Source organism: Nocardia jiangxiensis NBRC 101359, assembly GCF_000308615.1.
Taxonomy (GTDB): Bacteria; Actinomycetota; Actinomycetes; order Mycobacteriales; family Mycobacteriaceae; genus Nocardia; species Nocardia jiangxiensis.
Genome location: NZ_BAGB01000170.1, coordinates 78,002 through 98,502, shown reverse-complemented (window position 1 = coordinate 98,502; position 20,501 = coordinate 78,002). Strand labels below are relative to the sequence as shown.

The window sequence follows — 20,501 nt, the reverse complement described above, 5'->3', positions numbered from 1 at the left end:
TTCACATCCGGAATACGCCGTAGGACACCGGCTCGATCGGGGCGTTCGCGCATACCGAAAGTGCCAGTCCGAGAATGGTTCTGGTGTCGGCGGGGTCGATGATCCCGTCGTCCCACAGGCGCGCGGTCGAGTAGTACGGGTTGCCCTGCGCCTCGTACTGTTCCCGGATCGGCGCCTTGAACGCCTCCTCATCGGCGGCCGACCACGGGTTGCCCGAGGAGTCGAGCTGGTCGCTGCGCACCGTCGCCAGCACCGAGGCCGCCTGCTCGCCGCCCATCACCGAGATCCGGGCGTTGGGCCACATCCACAGGAACCGCGGCGAATACGCCCGCCCGCACATCGAATAGTTGCCCGCGCCGTAGGAACCGCCGATCACCACCGTCAGCTTCGGCACCCGCGCACACGCGACCGCGGTGACCATCTTCGCGCCGTGCTTGGCGATCCCACCGGCCTCGTATTCGCGCCCGACCATGAACCCGGTGATGTTCTGCAGGAACAGCAGCGGAATGCTGCGCTTATCGCACAGCTCGATGAAGTGCGCGCCCTTCATCGCCGACTCACCGAACAGCACACCGTTGTTCGCGACGATGCCGACCGGATGCCCGTGAATCCGCGCGAAACCGGTGACCAGCGTCTTGCCGTACTCGGCCTTGAACTCCTGGAAGCTCGAACCGCCGGTCGCGTCACCGCGGTCCACCACCCGGTCGATCACCTCGCGCACATCGTACGGCGTGCGCGAATCGGTGGGCACCACGTCGTACAGCTCGGACGGGTCCGCGACCGGATCCAGCGCGGGCGCCACCTCCCACGGCCGCGCCGTGCGCGGGCCCAGCGTGGCGACGATGTTCCGCACGATCCGCAGCGCGTCCTGGTCGTCGACCGCGAGGTGATCGGTCACCCCGGAAACCTTCGAGTGCAGATCGCCGCCGCCGAGCTCCTCGGCCGTGACCACCTCACCGGTGGCCGCCTTCACCAGCGGCGGACCGCCGAGGAAGATCGTGCCCTGATTGCGCACGATCACCGCCTCGTCGCTCATCGCCGGAACGTAGGCGCCACCCGCGGTGCACGAGCCCATCACCGAGGCGATCTGCGCGATCCCCTTGGCGCTCATCGTGGCCTGGTTGTAGAAGATCCGCCCGAAATGCTCCCGGTCCGGGAACACCTCGTCCTGCCGAGGCAGGAACGCGCCGCCGGAATCCACCAGGTAGACGCACGGCAGATTGTTCTGCAGCGCCACTTCCTGCGCGCGCAGATGTTTCTTCACCGTCATCGGGTAGTAGGTGCCGCCCTTGACCGTCGCGTCGTTGGCGACGATCACGCATTCGCGGCCCGATACCCGCCCGATGCCGGAGATCATGCCCGCACCCGGGCACTGGTCGTCGTACAGGCCGTTCGCCGCCAACGGCGAGAGCTCCAGGAACGGGCTCCCGGGATCGAGCAGCGTGTTCACCCTGTCGCGCGGCAGCAGCTTGCCGCGGTCGATGTGCCGCTGACGCGCCTTCTCCCCGCCGCCCAGTGCGGCCACCCGGAGGTTGTCGCGCAGTTCCGCCACCAACCGCTCGTGTTCGGCCCTGTTACCGTCCCGGTCCACACCCATCTCGCCGCCCGTCGTATTCCGGCCATTCGTGACCGTCGAGTCGATTCGGTTAATCCTCGATCACCGAATTTAAGATAACTGTGATTAACTGAGTTGTCCACACCCCCTGCGCGGAGAGGAGATCCTGCGGTGCTGCCCGACCACGAACCGAGCGACGAGCCGAGACTCACCCGGCGCAGCCTGGCCAAGGCCGATCGGCGGCGGCAGCTGCTCACCGCGGCCGCACGCCTGATCGCCGAACGCGGCTACACCGGGGTCCGGCTCGAGGATCTCGGATCCGCGGTCGGCATCAGCGGGCCCGCGGTCTACCGGCACTTCCCGAACAAAGAGGCGGTGCTGGTCGAACTGCTCGTGGGTATCAGCGCGCGGCTGTTCGAGGGCGGCACCGATGTCGTCGCCGCAGCCACCGCCCCCACCGCCGCCATGGCGGGCCTGATCGAATTCCACCTCGACTTCGCACTGGGCGAATCCGATCTGATCCGCATCCAGGACCGCGACCTCGGCTCGCTCCCCGATACGGCCCGCCGCCAGGTGCGCCGATACCAGCGCCGCTACGTCGAACTGTGGGTGCAGGTGCTGCGCGACGCCGATCCACCCCTGTCGGAGACCGAGGCGCGCACCAAGGCACACGCGATCTTCGGACTGATCAACTCCACGCCGCACAGCATGGGCCGCACATCACCGACCGTTACTCGAGATGTGTTGCGGCGCATGACCATTGCCGCACTGGCCCCGGGCGTGTGAGACCGGCGGCGCGACCGATCCGAGCATGCGCGATGTCCCGGTGACACCGGGACGTTCAGAGTTCCCATCAACTCCCCCGATTACTCCCCTGACCACCCCATTCCGGTGAGCCAAGTCTCACAATACTTCGCCGTGCTAATTACCTTGGCTATAAGTACAGTCGAGCGATGGGTGCCGGGGCCCAGCATGATCGGGCAGGGAGATCGGGCAGGGGCAGGACGATTTCCCTTCTCCCGGAACCACATCGGCAAGAAGCTTTGAGATCGATACCCGCAGCTCGTGATGGAAGCTGGTGATGGCGTGAGCAAGAAGGATCAGCAAGACCCCCAGGACAGGGCAGCTCGGCTGGAGGCCGAGCTCAGAGCATCCGACCGCGAGTTCCGCGAGACGTTACCGCTGGAGGCGGTCAGCGCCGCCGCGCGCGAACCCGGCCTCGGACTGGCCCGGACCGTGGAACGGATCATGACCGGCTACCGGGACCGCCCCGCGGTCGCGCAACGCCGGACCGAACTGGTGCGCGACCCCGAAACCGGCCGCAGCACAGCGCATGTGCGCCACGGCTTCGTCGTTCGCACCTACGGCGAGGTCTGGGATCGGGTGCGCGCCGTGGCGGCCACCTGGTCCGCGCACGGCATCGGCCCCGGGGACTTCATCGCCACCACCGGTTTCACCAGCGCCGAATACCTGACGCTGGATCTGGCCACCAGCTACCTCGGCGCGGTCGCGGTTCCGCTGCAACCCAGCGCTTCGGTCCCGCAATTGCAGGCGATCGTCGAGGAGACCGCGCCGAAGGTGCTCGCGACGAGCCCCGCCTATCTCGGCAAGGCGGTCGAACTGGCCCTGGCCGCCACATCGACACCGCGGATTCTCGTCTTCGACAGCAATCCCGACCTCGACGAGGACCGCGAAGCACTGGCCGAGGCGGCACAGCGGCTGACCGCCACCGGACAGCACATCGACACGGTGGACGAGATCGTCAGCGCCGCAGCGGATCTGCCGCCCGCGCCGCTGTTCGACCCCGCGCCCGGCGAGGACCCGCTCAGCCTGCTCGTCTACACCTCCGGCAGCACCGGAACCCCCAAGGGCGCGATGTATCACGATCGGATCGTGCGCGGATTCTGGACCGGCGAGGCGATGGGCAGTCGCGACATCGCGTCGATCACGGTCAACTACATGCCGATGAGCCATGTGATGGGCCGGGCATCGATCATCGGCGCGTTCGGCCGCGGCGGGCTGAACTACTTCACCGCCCGCGCCGACCTGTCGACGCTGTTCGAGGACATCGCCCTGGCGCGGCCGACCGAACTGGCCGCGGTGCCCCGCATCTTCGACATGCTGTTCCAGATGTACCAGAGCGAATTGCATTCGCGCAGTGCCGAATTCGACGATCGCGAACAGCTCGACGCGGCCGTGCTGGCGGATCTGCGCGACCGCGTGCTCGGCGGCCGGGTGCTGCACGGACTGGTGGGCAGCGCACCGATCTCCGCGGAGATGAAGGCGTTCGCCCAATTGTGCCTGGCCGTGCCGCTGCAGGAGGGTTACGGCTCGACGGAGTCCGGCATCGTGATCATGGACGACAAGGTGATCCGCCCGCCGGTGGTCGACTACAAGCTCGTCGACGTTCCCGAACTCGGATACTTCGCCACCGACCGGCCGCACCCGCGCGGCGAACTGCTGCTGAAGACCGAGAACATCTTCCCCGGCTACTACAACCGTCCCGACGTGACGGCCGCGGCGTTCGACGAGGACGGGTTCTACAAGACCGGCGACATCATGGCCGAGATCGGCCCGGACGAGCTGCGCTACGTCGACCGGCGCAACAATGTGCAGAAGCTCTCACAGGGCGAGTTCGTCGCGCTGTCCAAGGTCGAGTCGGTGTTCTCCGCCAACCCGTCCATTCGCCAGATCTACCCCTACGGCAACAGCGAACGTCCCTATCTGCTCGCGGTGATCGTGCCGACCGAGCACGCGCTCGAACAGGCGGGCAGCGCCGAGGCGCTCAAACCGCTGCTGGTGCAGGCACTTCAGCAGACCGCGAAGGACGCCGGACTCGAGCCGTACGAGATTCCGCGCGACTTCCTGATCGAGACCGAGCCGTTCAGCATGGCCAACGGTCTGCTCTCCGATGTCCGCAAGCTCCTGCGTCCCCGGTTGCGCGAGCGCTACGGCGACCGGCTCGAACAGCTGTACACCGAACTCGCGGACGGTGCGGCCGAGGAACTCCGGGCGTTGCGGGCCGAGGGCCGCAATCAGCCGATCCTGCCGACCGTCGCGCGCGCGGCTCGGGCGCTGCTGGGCTGCTCGGATGCCGAAACCCGTCCCGAATCGCATTTCACCGATCTGGGCGGGGATTCGCTCTCGGCACTGTCGTTCTCGAATCTGCTCCGGGACATCTTCGAGATCGAGGTTCCGGTCAGCGTCGTGATCAGCCCGGCCAACGATCTGCACGCTATCGCGGATTACATTGCGGCCCAGCTGAATCAGACCGACACCGTACCGAGCTTCAGCTCGGTGCACGGTGTCGGCGCGACCGAGATCGGCGCGAGCGATCTGCGCCTGGACAAGTTCATCGACCACGACATCCTGGCCGCCGCCGAGCAGCTGCCCGCCCCGGAACACACCGAGCCTCGGACCGTATTCCTCACCGGCGCAACGGGATACCTCGGCCGGTTCATGTGCCTGGACTGGCTCGAACGTCTCGCCGAACGCGGCGGCAAACTGATCTGCGTCGTGCGTGGCACCGACGACGCGGCCGCGCGCCGACGGCTCGACGACACCTTCGACAGCGGCGACGCCGAACTCCTGGCCCACTACCGGAAACTGGCCGAGGAGCACCTCGAAGTGCTCGCGGGCGACCTGGGCGCGCCGCGGCTGGGCCTGGACGAGGACACCTGGAACCGGCTCACCGAGCAAGTCGACGTGGTCATGCATCCGGGCGCACTGGTCAACCACGTGCTGCCCTACGACCAACTGTTCGGGCCGAACGTCTTCGGCACGGCCGAGTTGATCCGGCTGGCGATCACCACCCGGCTCAAGCCGTTCACCAACATCTCCACCATCGGCGTCGCCGACCAGATGGTCCCGGGCACGTTCGACGAGATCACGGACATCCGTGAACTCAGCGCGGTGCGGCGCGTGCACGACGGCTACGCCAACGGATACGCGATGAGCAAATGGGCCGGAGAAGTCCTGCTGCGGGAGGCGCACGACGCCTTCGGGCTGCCGGTGACGGTGTTCCGGTCGGACATGATCCTGGCCCACAGCACCTACACCGGCCAGCTCAACGTGCCCGATATGTTCACCCGGCTCATGCTCACCCTCGTGGCCACCGGGCTCGCGCCGAAGTCCTTCTACACCCTGCAGGAGGACGGCACCCGCCCCCGCGCGCACTACGACGGGCTGCCGGTCGATTTCAGCGCCGAGGCGGTGGATATCCTCGGCGGACAACACGGGGACGGTTATCGCACCTACCACCTGTTCAACCCGCACGACGACGGCATCTCACTGGACACCTACGTCGACTGGCTCATCGACGCCGGTTACGCCATCACGCGGGTGGACGACTACGCCGACTGGCTCGCCCGTTTCGAAACGGCGATCAAGGCGCTGCCGGAGAAGCAGCGCCGCCACTCACTCCTGCCGCTGCTGCACTCCTATGCGGAACCGGACAACCCGGTGAGCGGCGGAATCGCACCGACGGACGAGTTCCGGCGGGCGGTGGCCGAGGCCGGAGTCGGTGGGCGACACGAGATCCCGCAGGTCACCCCCGGACTGATCGTCAAGTACATCGACGACCTCGCCCAGCTCGACCTGCTGTGAACCGTTGCGGGGCGGAGCGTTTCGGCGCCTCGCCCCGCAACATCCGCAGCGAACGATCACAGTGTGCCGCCGGCGGTGCCCCCGCCGGGCGGCATTCCGCCCCACGGGCATGAACGCATGTCAGGGCCGTTCCGCGACAACCTCCAGTGCTATGCCGGTGCCGCGGCGAACCGTGTTGTAGATCGGGCAGGTCTCGGTGAATCTCGTGGCCAGCGTCTCGGCGACGGATTCGTCGACGCCCTGGATTCGGATCGTAATGCGGGTGTCGTCGTAGCGGGTCGGATCGACGACCCCGCGCGTGTGGGTCGCGCTCACCTGAATGCCGGTGACCGGATACCCGGCTTCGGTGGCGGTGGATTCGATATTCGCCATCGCGCAGGAGACCAGCGAGGCGAGAAACAATTCACCGGCCTGAATGGATTCGCCTGGGCCGAAACGGGAGTCGGTGATCAGATGGTTGGTCCGGGCGTCCAGGACGAACCGGCCGGACACGCCCGAAATGGTGTGCCCCGAGACCGTCACCGTGTTCTCGGCCTGCACCTCGCTCATGACGCCACCCGCCGTGACAGCGGTGCGCGATGCGCCCACTCGCCCGCCTCGGGCCGATCCAGACCGAGATTCTCGCGCAGCGTCCGTCCCTCGTACTCGGTGCGAAACAGGCCGCGCCGCTGCAGTTCCGGCACCACCTGACGGGTGAACTCCTCGAATCCGCCCGGCTGATAGGGCGCTTGCACGGTGAAACCGTCGCAGGCTCCCCCGGTGAACCACTCCGCCAAGCCGTCGGCCACCTCGGCGGCTGTTCCGACGAATCCGCCCTCGACCCGGCCGCCGTATTGTTTGCCGAGCTCCCGCAGGGTCAGCCCGTCGCGCTCGGTGATCTCGCGAACCTCGCGGTAGTGCCCCTCCACGCCGGGCACCTCGACCTCCGGCAGTCGTTCGTCCAGCGGGAAGGTCGACAGGTCGACGTCGAGATGATAAGCGAGCGTGGACAATCCGCCCAGCGGCGGCACCAGGTCGTAGAGTTCGTCGCGCAGCCGCTGGGCGTTCGCGGTGGTGGTGCCGATGATCGGCGTGATGGACGGCAGGATCTTGATCTGTCGGGGATCACGCCCGTGCGCGGCGGCGCGTTCCTTGATCTCGGTGTAGAAGGCCCGAGCGGATTCGAACGAGGCGTGGCTGCAGAAGATCACGTCCGACCAGCGGGCGGCGAAATCCTTCCCCTTCGCGGAGGCGCCGGCCTGGATCAGCACCGGATAGCCCTGCGGCGGACGCGGCACGTTGAGTGGTCCTCGCACGGTGAAGAATTCGCCATCGTGGTCGATCGCATGCACTCGGGCCGGATCGGTGAACAACGGCTCCGCGGCGTCGAGGACCAGCGCGTCCTCACCCCAACTGTCCCAGAGCTTTCCGGCCACCTCCAGGAATTCATCGGCCCGCTCGTAACGCAGTTCGCGCGGAAATTGGCTGTCGCGGTTGAAGTTCCGCGCCTCGGCCTCCTGGAAGGAGGTGACGATGTTCCAGGCCGCGCGCCCGCCGCTGAGATGATCGAGGGTGGCGAACGAACGCGCCACCGTATACGGCTGCGCATAGGTGGTAGACACCGTCGCGGCCAGGCCCAGACGGGTCGTGACCGCACTCATCGACGAGAGCACGTGCAGCGGATCCAGGCGCAGCGAGCCCAGCGCCCCGTTGCGGAGCTGGGTGTCGGTGCTGCCGCCGAACCGGTCCGGCACCGACAGGATGTCGGCGAAGAAGGCGAGATCGAAGCGTCCGGCCTCGAGGGTTCGGGCGATGTCCTGGTAGTAGTCGGCGTTGAGCCACCCCGGCACCGAGGACGGGTAGCGCCAGCCGCCCGGACGGCCCGGCCCCGCGGTGACGAAGGCGGCGAGATGCATCTGTGGGATCGACATGGTTACGGTCGCAATCTATTTCGTGAGTTCCTGGTCTATGACGCGCTTGATCGCGTCGAATCGCGAGTTCCGCAGCCAGCTGGTCACATCGACCCGGTCCGGATAGACGCCGAGGCGGTGGAAGTTGTCGGCGAGGTCCTGGGTGCCCGCGATCGCGTCGGGACCGACCGTGGTGAAACTGCCCGCGCCGGAATACGACAGCCGTCGGCTCCGGATCAGGTCCTGGTACACCTGCGCCTCCAACGCGTTGTTGCCGAATCCGCCGAGCCGGGTGAAGGCGTCGACCGCGCGCTGCGGATCGCTCTCGATCCAGCGCTGTGCATCGCGCACGTTGCGCACCAGCGTCGCGGCCTGCCGCGGATGGTTGTTCGCGAACGATTCGCTCGCCACGAAGAAGGCGTAGTCGTAGGTGCGCACATCGGGCAGGGTGGCCGCGCCGTGTTTGCGGCGGGCCAATTCCGCGGTGGGCTGCCAGGTGATCCAGGCGTCCACCTTGCCCTGGGCGAAAGCGGCCTCGGCGTCGGCGCCGGTCAGATTCGCGTACTGGACGTCGGAGATCGTGAGTCCGGCGCTGTCGAGATATTTGATCAGACTGTAGGTTCCGGTGGTGCCGCGCTGGTCGGCGACGCGGCGGCCCTTCAGATCCGCGGCCGATCGGATCGGCGAACCCTGCGGAACCAGGATGTCGACCTCGTTCGCCGGGAGCGGGTAGGCGACCAGCGGTACGATCGGAACCCCGCCGCCGATGGCGTAGATGACGGCGGTGGCGGTCGCGAAGGAGAAGTCCACGCTGTGCGCCTTGATCGCCTCCATCACCGGCAGCGAGGCCGGAAATCCGGTGGGCCACTCGATCGGCACGCCGAGTTCGCCGCCGAGGTCCACGCCGCTGAGCTTGTTGCGCAGTACGGTGCCCGGTTCGGCGCGGCCGTCACCGATCAACGCGTAACGCACCCGACGCAGCGGCCCGTCGTCCTTCTCGCCGGTGCCGCATCCCGCCGCCGCGAGAGCGGACAGCCCCAGCAGTCCGGCTCCGGCGGCGACGAATCCGCGTCTGTTCATGATGCGTGGGGGTGATGACATGGAGAACCTTCCGTTCTGGGAGTCAGGGCTGCAGTGCCTGGTCGGCGGCGAGCAGCGCGTCGAGGAGATCGGCTTTGCGGGCGGCCAGTTCGGTGTCGCCGGGCGATCGGGGGCGGGCCTGATCGATGCGGATGTCGCGGGCGATGCCGGAGCCGGTCAGCAGCAGCACGCGGTCGGACAGGATCAGGCTCTCCTCGACGTCGTGGGTGACCAGGACGACCGTGCGCGGATGTTCGGCCAGCAGCCGTTCGAGCAGGCGCTGCATGGTGACGCGGGTGATGGCGTCCAGCGCGCCGAAGGGCTCGTCGAGCAGCAGGACGTCGGGCCGGTGCAGCAGGGCCCGGGCCAGGGCGACGCGCTGGCGCTGCCCACCGGACAACTCCTGCGGCCAGTCCCGCTCGCGCCCGGCCAGTCCCACCGCGTGCAGCAGTTCCACGGCCCGGTCGCGATGACCGCGCACACCGAGTTGGACGTTGTCGAGCACCGAACGCCAGGGCAGCAGCCGATCCTCCTGAAACATCATGCGGGAGAGCACTTCCGCGTCACCGGTCGAGCGGACGCGGCCCGCGGCGGGTTGTTCGATCCCCGCCAGCAGCCGCAGCAGCGTCGACTTCCCGACTCCGCTGGGCCCGAGGATCGTCACGAACTCCCCGGGCTCGATGGTGAGGTCGATACCCTCGAAGATCTGTTGCCCCCGATATCGATGGCCGACGCCGGACAGTTCCAGCCCGCGCCCGGCGCGCACCCGGCTCATCGCTCATTTCCCTTGCGGTAGTTGATATTCCAGCGCAGCACTCGCCGCTCCACCAGCCGGACCAGCTGATCGGCGATCAGCCCGGCCAGCGCGTAGAGCACGATCGCCAGCACGATGCGGTCGTTGCGCAGCAGGTCGCGGCCGTTCTGCGCGAGATAGCCGATGCCGTCGCTGGTGGCGATCGTTTCGCCGATGACCAGCGTCAGCCAGGCGACGCCGAGCGCGTACCGGATGCCGGTGAGAATCATCGGCATGGCTCCCGGGATCACGATCTCGCGCAGCAGGCCGGCATATCCGAGCCCGTAGGCCCGGCCGAGTTGCACCAGTTTCGGGTCGACCGAGCGGATTCCGGAGACGGTGTTCAGATAGACCGGGAACACGACGCCGAGGGCCACCAGCACGACCTTCGGCAATTCACCGATGCCGAACGCGGCGATCAGCAGCGGCACCACCGCCAGATGCGGGACCGCGCGCAGCATCTGCACGCTGCGGTCGATCAGCGCCTCGGCGATGCGCGACAGACCCACCAGGAATCCCAGACCGAGGCCCAAGGCGGCGCCGATGCCGAATCCGATCGCCACCCGCCGAACGCTGGCGCCCAGGTAGCGGGGCAATTCGCCGGTGCTCCAGAGGTTTCCGGCGGTATCGAGCACCTTGCTGGGTGGCGGCAGGATCTCGGCCGAGACGATCCCGGTGGACGCGGCCCACTGCCAGCCGACGATCAGCAGGACCGGCACCGTCCAGGGCAGCAGCGCGGTGAACGGTATCCGGCGGCGGACGGTCGCGGTGCTGCGCAGTGGCCGGGCGACCTGTGTGGTCAGGGTGTCAGACACGGTGCCGAGACCTCGGCGACCGGACGGGAACGTACATGACTCTCCTCGCAGAACAACGTGTGCGAGCAAGACACTGACACCATCGAACACAAATGACGCCAGTTGTATACAGCAGGATTCAAACTCTTTGCGCCAGGCGACCGGTACTGGTAGTCGTTGGAAGGCAAGCGGAAAGGGAGTCGACAGGGAGCGGGGCCGATGAGCAACGAGTCGCCGTACAAGCAATTGCGCGACCGCATCGTCGGGCAGACCTACCCTCCGGGCACGGAGCTGATTCCGGCGACGGTCGGGGTCGAGCTCGGCGTGTCCAGGACGCCGGTGCGCGAGGCGCTGCACCGGCTCGAATACGAGGGTCTGGTGGTGCAGGCCCCGCGCGGCTACCGGGTGCGCGAACGCACCGGCGAGGAACTGCTCGAGATCTTCGACGCGCGCATCGCCCTGGAATCGGCCGTGGCCTTCTCCGCCGCGACCCGCCGCTCGGAGATCGATCTGGCGCGGCTCACGCGGATGTTCGAAACCGCCATCGCCGCAAGCGATCCTGAAACGAGCCTGCGCCAGCACAGCGACTGGCACCACGCGCTGCGCGCGGCGGCGCACAACCGGACCATCGAGGAACTCATGGATCGGCTCGACGCACAGATGGCGGTCTACGAGACCGAACGCTCCCAGTCACCCGACAACCTCGCGCAGATCGAGAACGAGCACCGCGACATTCTGGCCGCGGTGGTCGCCGGTGATGCCGAGGCCGCCCGCACCGCCATGATCGCCCACCAGGTCCGCACCCGGGACCTGCGCATCACCGCGGCCGCGGCCCGGGAAGCCTGACCCGGCGCCGCGTCAGTCGCGGCGCTTCCTGTTCCGGGTGAAGAAGTGCGGCGTCGGCGATCGTGTCCTCGATCGGGCGCGGATGCCAGTCGCCGGAGACGCGGTCCATCATGGCCAGGCCGCGTTCGCGCGGGTCCTCGGGCAGTGCATCCGGCAGTGCACCGCGGACTCGTCGAGGGCCCGCTGGAGACCCTCGGCCGCGCGATCCTGCAACGGCTGATCGAGGCGGACGACTCGACGCTGCGCCTGCACGCGACGCTCCTGGGCGCACTGGACCGCCCCGACGTGCGCCGCTATCTCGACGAGTCGACCGCCCGCAACATCATCGAACCGCTGACCGAGCGGCTCCCCGGACTGATTTCCTTTCGATTCTCTCCGTCCGACGACGAGGCCGGAATCACTCGGCGTCTGCTCCCACCAGATCGCGGGCAACCGGTTCCTCGGTGCGGCGCATGGCGATGTACGTGTAGACAACACCGGCGATCAGTACCGCGGCAAGGACCGCCGACACCGTGTAGGTGCCCAGCTCGAGACCACCCTTGCTGCGCTCCTTGGACAGATAATTGCCCACCGTCGCACCCAACGGACGAGTCAGAATGAACGCGATCCAGAACAGCACCACTCCGGAGATCCGAGTGAAATAGTGCGCGGCCAGGATCACCGCCATCACCACCGCGATCACCACCGCCGCACGCCAGTACCCCAACCCGGTCTCGTCGGCCAGATAGTCACCCGTCGTGGTACCCAACGTGTTCGACAACAAGATCGCCGCCCAGTACAACAATTCACCCCGGAACGTGGTGACCCTGGTGACGTCATAGCTCAGGCCGGTGACCTTCCACACCGCGAACACCAACGCGAGTCCGGCGATCAACACCATGGCGCCACCCGCATATCCCAGCCCGCCGTCGGTGGAGGTGCCCGAGCCCGGTCCCCGGGTCAGCAGATCGGCCATCGTGGTGCCCGCCGTACTGGTCGCCGCGATCACCAGCCAGTACAGCGCGGGATGAAATCGCCGCACGCGCAGCTGAACCACCAGTGCCACAAGGAAAATCGCGAACAACACCACCGACGCGGCGACATATCCCAGGTTCAGGGTCTGCGACAGCATGTCCCCGCCGGTCTCCCCCAACGTGGTCGCGGCGATCTTCAGAACCCAGAACAGCACAGTGATCTGTGGCAGCTTGTACCCCGATACGTAATCCATGACGCGCACCTTGCCGGGGCGGCGCTGTGGAAACGCTGAGACGCAGGTGAACGTCGGGTATACCCGTTCGGGCACGACATCCCGGCTGCAAATGCCCGGACCTTGATCATTACTGCGCCACAAGCACTTTCATGCGCTGATTCCCGCGGTGAGCAATGTCGCGAGTTCGCGGTAGGCGTCGGCGTGGTCGAGTCCGGTGCGGTCCCGCACGCCGCCCTGCTGGATCCGGACCATCATGGTGGCGGTGAGGTCGGCGGCGAATGCCGCATGGACACTACGGAATTCGCCCGCGGTGACGCCCTCGTCGATCAGTTCGCGGACGCGGTCCGCGGCGATGCGGGTGTTGCGTTCGTAGATCTCGCGGGCGGGCAGGAAGGCGTCCAGATCGGTCATGAACCGGTCCGAGGCCGTCGACAGTTCGGTGCCGACGGCGGACAGGTAGGCCAGGATCCGCTGCTGCGCGCCGGTGACCGGCCGCACGCGGGCCTCGACCTGTTCGGTGGCGCGGCGGAAGAAGTGCACGGTCGCGGTGCGAACCAGCTGTTCCTTACTCCCGGCGAGGGTATAGAGCGTGGACTTCGAACAACGCAGCCGCGCGGCGATATCGCCCAGGGTCAGGTGTGCGAAACCTTCGGCGAGGAACAGATCGACCAGGGCGTCGAACAGTTCGGTGCGCCGCCGCGTGGCGAACTCGGTCGGAGCCATGTCCGCGATGATGCCATATCCCGAGTAGTACTGAAGTACTCCTTGCAGTACTATGCGTCTGACAGTACTGTGGCTCGTAACTCGGTACTGATACACGTACCCATCTCGTTCGAGTGGCAAGGGAGTTGTCCGTGGCCGTCGATCGTCTGCTGCCCACCGCCGAGGCACAGGATCTGATCCAGCTGACCCGCGATATCGCCGACAAGGTGCTCGCACCGATCGCCGATGCCCACGAGAAGGCCGAGACCTATCCCGACGGGGTCTTCGCCACCCTGGGCGAGGCCGGTCTGCTGAGCCTGCCGTATCCGTCCGAATGGGGCGGCGGCGACCAGCCGTACGAGGTGTATCTACAGGTGCTCGAGGAGATCGCGGCCCGGTGGGCGGCCGTGGCGGTGGCGGTCAGCGTGCACAGCCTCTCGTGCCACCCCCTGATGATGTTCGGCACCGAGGAGCAGAAGCAGCGCTGGCTGCCGAATATGCTGGGCGGCAGCATGATCGGTGCCTACAGTCTGTCCGAACCGCAGGCGGGTTCGGATGCCGCGGCACTGGCCTGCAAGGCCACCCCCACCCCGGACGGCTACCGCATCTCCGGCACCAAGGCGTGGATCACCCACGGCGGCATCGCCGACTTCTACACCCTGTTCGCCCGCACCGGCGAAGGCTCACGCGGCATCTCGTGCTTCCTGGTCGACAAGCAGACCCCGGGACTGAGCTTCGGCAAACCCGAGGAGAAGATGGGCCTGTCCGCGGTCCCCACCACCACCGCGCACTACGACGACGCGATCGTCGACTCCGCACGCCGCATCGGCGAGGAGGGCCAGGGCCTCCAGATCGCTTTCAGCGCACTGGATTCCGGACGCCTGGGCATCGCCGCGGTAGCCGTGGGCCTGGCTCAGGCCGCACTCGACGAAGCCGTGGCCTACGCCAAGGAGCGAACAGCGTTCGGCCGCAAGATCATCGACCACCAGGGCCTGGGCTTCCTGCTCGCCGACATGGCCGCGGCCGTCGACTCCGCCCGCGCCACCTACCTCGACGCGGCCCGCCGCCGTGACGCGGGACTCCCCTACTCCCGCAACGCATCCGTCGCCAAACTCGTCGCCACCGACGCCGCCATGAAGGTCACCACCGACGCGGTCCAGGTCCTCGGCGGCTACGGCTACACCCGCGACTTCCGCGTCGAACGCTACATGCGCGAAGCCAAGATCACCCAGATCTTCGAGGGCACCAACCAGATCCAACGCCTGGTCATCGCCCGAACCCTCGCCGGATCCTGAGCCCGATCCACAACGGCCCCCGGACGACTCCAGCGTTCCGGGGGCCGCGCCGTGCCGCCATGACGGAGCCGACGCACCGAAACCGCATCAGAGTCCCGTATTACGCTGTCGCACAACCGATCATGCGGCGGCAGAACCACACTCGCCCGGCCCCGGCCCGCACGGTCTAGGACGCAGGCCGACTCACCCCGTCCAGGCCGTGTTCGAGCAGGGCGAAGATCGCGTCGAGCGCAGCCCGAGGGTCGGGCTCGTCGCCGAGGAATTGGGGAATCTCCAGGACGTAGCGCGCGATGGCGCGTGCGGTGACGTCGTCTGGCTCGCGACCGAGTTCGGCGGCGATGGCCGTGGCCAGGGGGGCTTCGCAGCGAATCCACAACCGGCGGGAGTACTCACGCAGCGCGGGCGTGTTCATGATCAGTTCGGTGCGCCGGAGCATCTCCGGGCCCGGATCGACGAGGAACGGACCCCGGCCTGCCATGAACTCACGTAGAGCGGCCATCAGCGACCGGCCCGGCGGACGCTGGCGAACCGCGGCGAGCAGACTCTCCCGACGCTCGACCCCATCGTCGAACATCACCGCTTCCTTGCCGTCGGGGACGTGACGGAACATCGTCGGCACCGAGATATCGGCCGCATCGGCGATCTCCTTGATGCCGACCTGGTCGTAGCCCTTCTCCAGGAACAACCGTTCCGCCGCCTCGGCGAGTGCGCGGCGAGTCCGGGCGTTCTTGCGTTCCCGTAGTCCGGACGGCTCGCTGGTCATGTCCGAACTCTATCAAATGACGTAACTCACTCAGATTCGTTATCGAGTAACATTTGTTATTGAGTTACGTTTTCTCTGAGAGTTCACCACCACCGACACCACGGGAAGGGATGATCACGATGAACGTCAATATCGAAAACATCGACACCACACCGGTTCTCATCGTCGGCGGCAGCCTCGTCGGCTTGTCCGCGGCCGTTTTCCTGTCCTGGCGGGGCGTGCCCGTCGTAGTGATCGACAAGCATTACGGCAGCTCGCCGCACCCGCGGGCGATCGGGTTCACCACCCGCACGGTCGAGCACTTCCGCCAGGTCGGCATCGAGGTCCCCGCCTCCACACAGGGCATGAAGCCGCCGCGGCGAGCCCGGGTGGAGAGCCTGACCGGGAACTGGATCGAGGAGTACCCGTGGACCCCGGGCGGTGACGGCGCGTACGGGGCCGAACAGTCGCCGGTGCACGCCGTCGCCATCACTCAGGATCGGCTCGAACCGTTGCTGCGCGACCGGGCGATCGAGCTGGGCGCCGAATTGCGTTCGGGCACCGAACTTCTCGGCCTCACACCCGACGAGGACTGCGTCACCGCCGTGCTGCGACGCCGCGACGACGGCCACGAGTATACCCTGCGCGCCCGATACGTGGTCGCCGCCGACGGTGGCGACAGCGGGGTGCGCACCGAGCTGGGTATCGAACGGCACGGCGTCGGCCCGCTCTCGGTGCAGCGCAGCATCCTGTTCCGGGCCCCACTCGAGGAGTACCTGCGGCACGGGGTGGTCCAGTTCGAGATCGAACTGCCCGATCTGCGGGCGTTCCTGACCACCTACGGTGACGGTCGCTGGGTGCTGATGCTGTCCGACGACGTCGAACGCGACGCCGATCAGCAGATCGAGGTCGTCCAGCGCGCGATCGGCCGCACCGACATCCCGATCGAACTCGTCACCACCGGACGATGGAATCTGACGGCTCTGATCGCCGACCGCTTCTCGACCGGCAGGATCTTCCTGGCGGGCGACGCGGCGCACCAATTACCGCCCAACCGTGGCGGATTCGGCGCGAACACCGGTATCGACGACGCACACAACCTGGCGTGGAAACTGGCGGCCGTGTTGTCCGGGATGTCCGACTCCCGACTGCTGGACACCTACGACGCCGAGCGCCGTCCGGTCGCGGACCTGCGCCACGATCAACTCTTCGCCCGTGCCGATTACAAGGCGTATCTGCCCGGCGCGAAGTCCGACACCCCTGTGCTCGAGGATGCCGCCATCGAATTGGGCCAGCTGTACCGTTCCACGGCAGTCCTGGGTACGGACCCGTCCCTACCTGCGGCCGCCCGGCCCGACGAGTGGGCCGGTCAGCCCGGTACCCGCGCACCGCACCGGTGGATCACCGTCGACGGGCACGAACGCTCGACGCTGGATCTGATCCGGCACGACTGGGTACTGCTGTCCTGTGACGACCAATGGCGTTCCGCGGCAGCGCAAGCCGCGGAGAAGCTCGGTATCGGAGTCGTCTTCGAGCAGATCGGCACCGACGTGCAGTTCGAGGAACCCACAGTGTTCGAACACGCCTACGGCATCGGATCTACGGGGGCGACGTTGATCCGCCCCGACGGCTACATCGCCTGGCGTACTCCTGCCGCACCACGGGATGCGGCGCACGAACTGGAGAATGCTCTGGCCACCGTCGCCGCCGCAACCCGGGCCGAGGCCGCCGAGAGCCGGGTGTGAAGGTGATCGCACACGTACTCGTATACCGCTGCGGCGCAACCTATCACGTGCCGGAAGCATCCTCCGCCATCGCACGCACCCGTCCCAGCACATCCGGGTAACGCCGCAGATGGGCGCCACCGTTGAGATCGATGGTCGAGCCGGTCATCCACCGGGTCTGATCCGAGGCGAGGAATACCACCGCATCCGCGATCTCCTCGGGACGACCACTGCGGCCGAGCGGGGTGTTCTCCAGATATTCCTCGCGCAGGCCCGGCACCAGCGCGACACCCGCCACCAGCGGAGTGTCGACCAGGCCCGGAGAGATGGCGTTGACCCGGATACCGCGGTCGGCCAGTTCCAGTGCGGCGACCTCGATCAACATCAGCACACCGGCCTTCGCGGCGCAGTAGGCCGCCATGCCGGTGCCCGGTTGCCGACCGTTGAGGGAGGCTGTGCAGACGATGCTGCCGCCGTCGGCCAGATGACGTCCGGCATGTTTGACCACCAGGAAGGTGCCGGTCAGGCAGACGTCGACGGTTGTGCGCCAGCCGGCCAGCTCGAGTTCGGTGATGGGGCCGGGCACCGAGACGCCCGCGCAGTGCACGACCGCGTGCGCGCCCGACGCGGCGGCGAATACCTCGGCGACCGAATCCTCGTCGGTCACATCCATCCGCGCGGACGTCACCGCGTCACCGAGTTCGTCGGCCAGCCGACCCGCGGCATCTCCGTCGATATCGGCCACCACGACCCGATACCCCTGGGCGACCAGCGCCCGGACCGTGGCCGCGCCGATCCCCGACGCCCCGCCCGTCACCACCGCTGTGCGGACCTGCGGCGCGCTCACGCGGTCCGCTCCGCATCGGCCTGCGCATCGACCGTGGCCACCTCGGCGAGATGTCTGCTCAGGAAACGGATCTGGTGCGCGAGCGCGGGCTCGAACCACGCCTGCCCCGGGAAAATGTCGAAGTGATCGCACGGATAGTGCCGAACCTCGGCATGCGCCGCGAAGGCGACCTTCGCCGCCGGATGCGGTGGCGCGACCCGGTCGAAATCGGCGATCTGCATCAGCACCGGCGCACCGATACGACTCGCGCGCCGTCCCACCCGGTAACCACCGAGTTCCAGCCCGACCGCCGCGTCCACCTCGTTACGCCAGGTCGGACCGGCCAGAGCCAGATAACTCTCGTAATATCCGTCGGCGGTCAGCGCCGCACGTTCGCCCGGACGGCCGACCAGCGGCATCATCACCGCCGCCCGTCCCACCCGCGACGACAGCGCACTGCGCACGGCCTGCACCGTCGATCCGGCGATCGCCCCGGCCCCCACCTGCTCGTAGGCCAGCCGCCCCGCGGCCGCACCGGATACCAGCGGAACCATCGCGATCACCGCGCACACATCCGTACGATCCGCGGCGACGCTCAACGCGTGCCCGCCCGACATCGACACACCCCACAGCACCACCCGCGCCGCATCCACCCCGGGCTGCCGCGCGGCCGCCGCAACCGCAGCCCGATAGTCGTCCGCCTGTTCGGCCATCGAAACCCGCTGCCGCCGAGCACCTCCCGAGGCGCCGAATCCCCGATAGTCGAAGGCGAACACGGCCAGCCCGCAATCGCTCAGCGCCCGTGCGAACGGGTCCAGCCCGGAATCCTTCGTCCCGCCGAAACCGTGCGCCATCACCACTACCGGGCATCCTTCGGCCCGCTGGAAGGCGCCACCCGGGCTCGGCTCGAAAAACCATGCGTCACAGTCCGTTCCCTCCGATCGGAAGGTGATCTGCCGATAGTCCGTGCTCATCTGTTCGCCTCCTTCGTCGTTGCCTGCTCCCCCGCGTGCGACCAGATCGGTGGGCCCTGCGAGGCCGCACGGTGGGCTCCGGCGGGCAGTTCGCGAGTGCGCATGTCGTGCTCGTAGAGGAAGTAGTCGACCTGTTGGGTATGGCGCGGACGATCGAGCATGTGACCGGTGTAGCGCTGCTGGTCCGAGACGATCACCCGGTGCATGTCGGACTCGGCGGGCAGCCGATAGTGGCCGACCGCATACGCGCCGATCAGGCGCGCCTGGCATTCGACGAACGGGAACAGCGTCGGGGTCGACTGCGCGAATCCGGCGAACACCAGATCATCCATGCCCGGCAGGAACATTCGCTTGTACAGGTCGATCCGGTTGTCCGGGGCGCTGATGAAGTCGGGATCGAAGAACGGAAAGGTGATGTTGTAGCCGGTCGCGTAGATGATGATGTCGAAATCATCGCTACTGCCGTCTTCGAAATGCACTGTGCGCCCGTCGAATCGGGTGATATTCGGCTTGGGCAGCACATCACCGGAGCCCAGCCTCAGCGGCAACTCCACCGACTGTGTCGGATGTGCCTCGAAGAAGTTGTGATTCGGCGTGGGCAGACCGTAGTTCTCCGGTCGCCCCGCGGTCAGCGGCTGCCCCCACTGGGCGATCTTGCGCTGCCACGACAGCGGCACATGGGGACTCGTGCGGTAATACTTGTCGGCGGGACGACCGGCGATGTACTTGGGCACGATCCAGGCACTCGAGCGCGTGGACAGGGTGAGCCGGTTGCCCAGCGCCTTCGAGGACAGCTCGACGGCGATATCGGCCGCGCTGTTACCCAGGCCCACCACCAGAATTCGCTGGTCCCGGAAGTCCATCGGGGTGCGCGGGTCGATGTAGTGGTGCGCGTGCATCGTGTGACCGGTGAACTCGCCCGGGAAATTCGGGTAGCGCGGATCCCAGTGGTGTCCGTTGGCGACCACCAGCAGATCGAATCGCCGCGACTGCCCCTGTTGGGTGTCGAGCTCCCAGCCGCCGCCGGGCAGTCGCCGCGCGTGAGTGACGCCGTTGCCGAATTCGACGGCCGAGCCGAGATCGAAAGCCGCGCAATAGTCGTCGAGATACTGCTTGATCTGGGTGTGGTGCGGGAAGTCCGGATAACTCTCGGGCATCGGGAAGTCGCGGAAGGACAGCTGATGTTTCGAGGTGTCGATGTGCAGGGACCGGTAGGCGCTGGAATGACCGTTCGGATTGCCGAACGCCCAGTTGCCGCCGACCCGATCCGAGGATTCGAAGCACACGTACGGCACGCCGTAGTCGTTGAGCATCTTGCCCGCGGTCAACCCGCTGATACCGGCGCCGATCACGGCCGTGCGCGGTAGGTACATTCTCGATCCCTTCCGAACCCGTAGACAGATGAACGACTCTGTCTACAGTAGACAGAATCTCAGATCTGTCTACGGGTTGCTATGGTTTTCGCGGAACCAGTGGTGATCCGCCCT

The 20,501-nt window shown here is 67.2% G+C and carries 18 protein-coding genes; 5 read left to right on the top strand and 13 right to left on the bottom strand.

Annotated elements, in window-relative coordinates; translation table 11 throughout:
- Nucleotide 1 precedes the first annotated feature (1 nt).
- On the bottom strand, nt 2-1,597 hold the full coding sequence (locus ON40_RS43435) for a carboxyl transferase domain-containing protein (RefSeq protein WP_040831589.1): 1,596 nt from the start codon (nt 1,595-1,597) through the stop codon (nt 2-4).
- A 132-nt stretch (nt 1,598-1,729) separates the two neighbouring features.
- On the opposite strand from ON40_RS43435, the gene ON40_RS43430 reads away from it, so the two are divergent.
- Both ON40_RS43430 and car read left to right on the top strand, forming a co-directional pair.
- Complete coding sequence (locus tag ON40_RS43430; RefSeq protein ID WP_040831676.1) at nt 1,730-2,341, top strand: SACE_7040 family transcriptional regulator; 612 nt, start codon at nt 1,730-1,732, stop codon at nt 2,339-2,341.
- A gap of 282 nt (nt 2,342-2,623) precedes the next feature.
- Complete coding sequence (gene car, locus ON40_RS43425; RefSeq protein WP_083896385.1) at nt 2,624-6,160, top strand: carboxylic acid reductase; 3,537 nt, start codon at nt 2,624-2,626, stop codon at nt 6,158-6,160.
- 120 nt (nt 6,161-6,280) lie between these two features.
- Here car and ON40_RS43420 read toward each other — a convergent pair whose 3' ends face one another.
- From ON40_RS43420 to ON40_RS43400, 5 genes are read right to left on the bottom strand one after another with little or no spacing between them, the layout of a single operon-like run.
- The gene (locus tag ON40_RS43420; protein ID WP_040831675.1) at nt 6,281-6,709 is read right to left on the bottom strand and encodes an OsmC family protein; all 429 of its coding nucleotides are present in this window, start codon (nt 6,707-6,709) and stop codon (nt 6,281-6,283) included.
- Nucleotides 6,706-8,070, bottom strand: coding sequence for an LLM class flavin-dependent oxidoreductase (locus tag ON40_RS43415; RefSeq protein ID WP_040831587.1), 1,365 nt, complete (start codon nt 8,068-8,070; stop codon nt 6,706-6,708). The genes ON40_RS43420 and ON40_RS43415 overlap by 4 nt, the downstream gene beginning before the upstream one ends.
- 15 nt (nt 8,071-8,085) lie before the next feature.
- Entirely contained in the window at nt 8,086-9,150 is a 1,065-nt protein-coding gene (locus ON40_RS43410) for an ABC transporter substrate-binding protein (protein WP_040831586.1), read from the bottom strand.
- 22 nt (nt 9,151-9,172) lie between these two features.
- Entirely contained in the window at nt 9,173-9,904 is a 732-nt protein-coding gene (locus ON40_RS43405; protein ID WP_040831585.1) for an ABC transporter ATP-binding protein, read from the bottom strand.
- On the bottom strand, nt 9,901-10,737 hold the full coding sequence (locus ON40_RS43400; RefSeq protein WP_051194489.1) for an ABC transporter permease subunit: 837 nt from the start codon (nt 10,735-10,737) through the stop codon (nt 9,901-9,903). Before ON40_RS43400 ends, ON40_RS43405 begins: the two co-directional genes overlap by 4 nt.
- Before the next feature lie 198 nt (nt 10,738-10,935).
- Here ON40_RS43400 and ON40_RS43395 point away from each other — a divergent pair, with 198 nt between their 5' ends.
- Complete coding sequence (locus ON40_RS43395; protein WP_040831584.1) at nt 10,936-11,562, top strand: GntR family transcriptional regulator; 627 nt, start codon at nt 10,936-10,938, stop codon at nt 11,560-11,562.
- 108 nt (nt 11,563-11,670) lie between these two features.
- Here ON40_RS43395 and ON40_RS52890 read toward each other — a convergent pair whose 3' ends face one another.
- The 3 genes from ON40_RS52890 to ON40_RS43380 all read right to left on the bottom strand — a co-directional run bounded on the left by ON40_RS52890 (nt 11,671) and on the right by ON40_RS43380 (nt 13,474).
- Entirely contained in the window at nt 11,671-11,814 is a 144-nt protein-coding gene (locus ON40_RS52890; RefSeq protein ID WP_157186798.1) for a hypothetical protein, read from the bottom strand.
- 145 nt (nt 11,815-11,959) lie between these two features.
- The gene (locus tag ON40_RS43385; RefSeq protein WP_040831582.1) at nt 11,960-12,769 is read right to left on the bottom strand and encodes a COG4705 family protein; all 810 of its coding nucleotides are present in this window, start codon (nt 12,767-12,769) and stop codon (nt 11,960-11,962) included.
- Nucleotides 12,770-12,898: 129 nt separating this feature from the next.
- The gene (locus ON40_RS43380) at nt 12,899-13,474 is read right to left on the bottom strand and encodes a TetR/AcrR family transcriptional regulator (protein WP_040831581.1); all 576 of its coding nucleotides are present in this window, start codon (nt 13,472-13,474) and stop codon (nt 12,899-12,901) included.
- A 131-nt stretch (nt 13,475-13,605) separates the two neighbouring features.
- On the opposite strand from ON40_RS43380, the gene ON40_RS43375 reads away from it, so the two are divergent.
- The gene (locus tag ON40_RS43375; RefSeq protein ID WP_040831580.1) at nt 13,606-14,748 is read left to right on the top strand and encodes an acyl-CoA dehydrogenase family protein; all 1,143 of its coding nucleotides are present in this window, start codon (nt 13,606-13,608) and stop codon (nt 14,746-14,748) included.
- 166 nt (nt 14,749-14,914) lie between these two features.
- Here ON40_RS43375 and ON40_RS43370 read toward each other — a convergent pair whose 3' ends face one another.
- Nucleotides 14,915-15,511, bottom strand: a complete 597-nt coding sequence (locus ON40_RS43370) for a TetR/AcrR family transcriptional regulator (protein ID WP_040831579.1) — start codon at nt 15,509-15,511, stop codon at nt 14,915-14,917.
- A gap of 119 nt (nt 15,512-15,630) precedes the next feature.
- Between ON40_RS43370 and ON40_RS43365 the strand changes: the two genes are divergently transcribed.
- Nucleotides 15,631-17,235, top strand: a complete 1,605-nt coding sequence (locus ON40_RS43365; protein WP_085997896.1) for an FAD-dependent monooxygenase — start codon at nt 15,631-15,633, stop codon at nt 17,233-17,235.
- Nucleotides 17,236-17,278: 43 nt separating this feature from the next.
- On the opposite strand, the gene ON40_RS43360 is transcribed toward ON40_RS43365, so the two are convergent.
- Genes ON40_RS43360 through ON40_RS43350 form a run of 3 tightly spaced genes read right to left on the bottom strand, consistent with a single transcriptional unit; the run spans nt 17,279 to nt 20,387 of the window.
- Nucleotides 17,279-18,061, bottom strand: a complete 783-nt coding sequence (locus ON40_RS43360) for an SDR family NAD(P)-dependent oxidoreductase (protein WP_245568255.1) — start codon at nt 18,059-18,061, stop codon at nt 17,279-17,281.
- Entirely contained in the window at nt 18,058-19,014 is a 957-nt protein-coding gene (locus ON40_RS43355; RefSeq protein ID WP_040831577.1) for an alpha/beta hydrolase, read from the bottom strand. Before ON40_RS43355 ends, ON40_RS43360 begins: the two co-directional genes overlap by 4 nt.
- Nucleotides 19,011-20,387 carry a flavin-containing monooxygenase gene (locus ON40_RS43350; protein WP_040831576.1) on the bottom strand — a complete coding sequence of 459 codons (1,377 nt, stop codon included), beginning with the start codon at nt 20,385-20,387 and terminating at the stop codon, nt 19,011-19,013. The genes ON40_RS43355 and ON40_RS43350 overlap by 4 nt, the downstream gene beginning before the upstream one ends.
- Nucleotides 20,388-20,501: the final 114 nt, after the last annotated feature.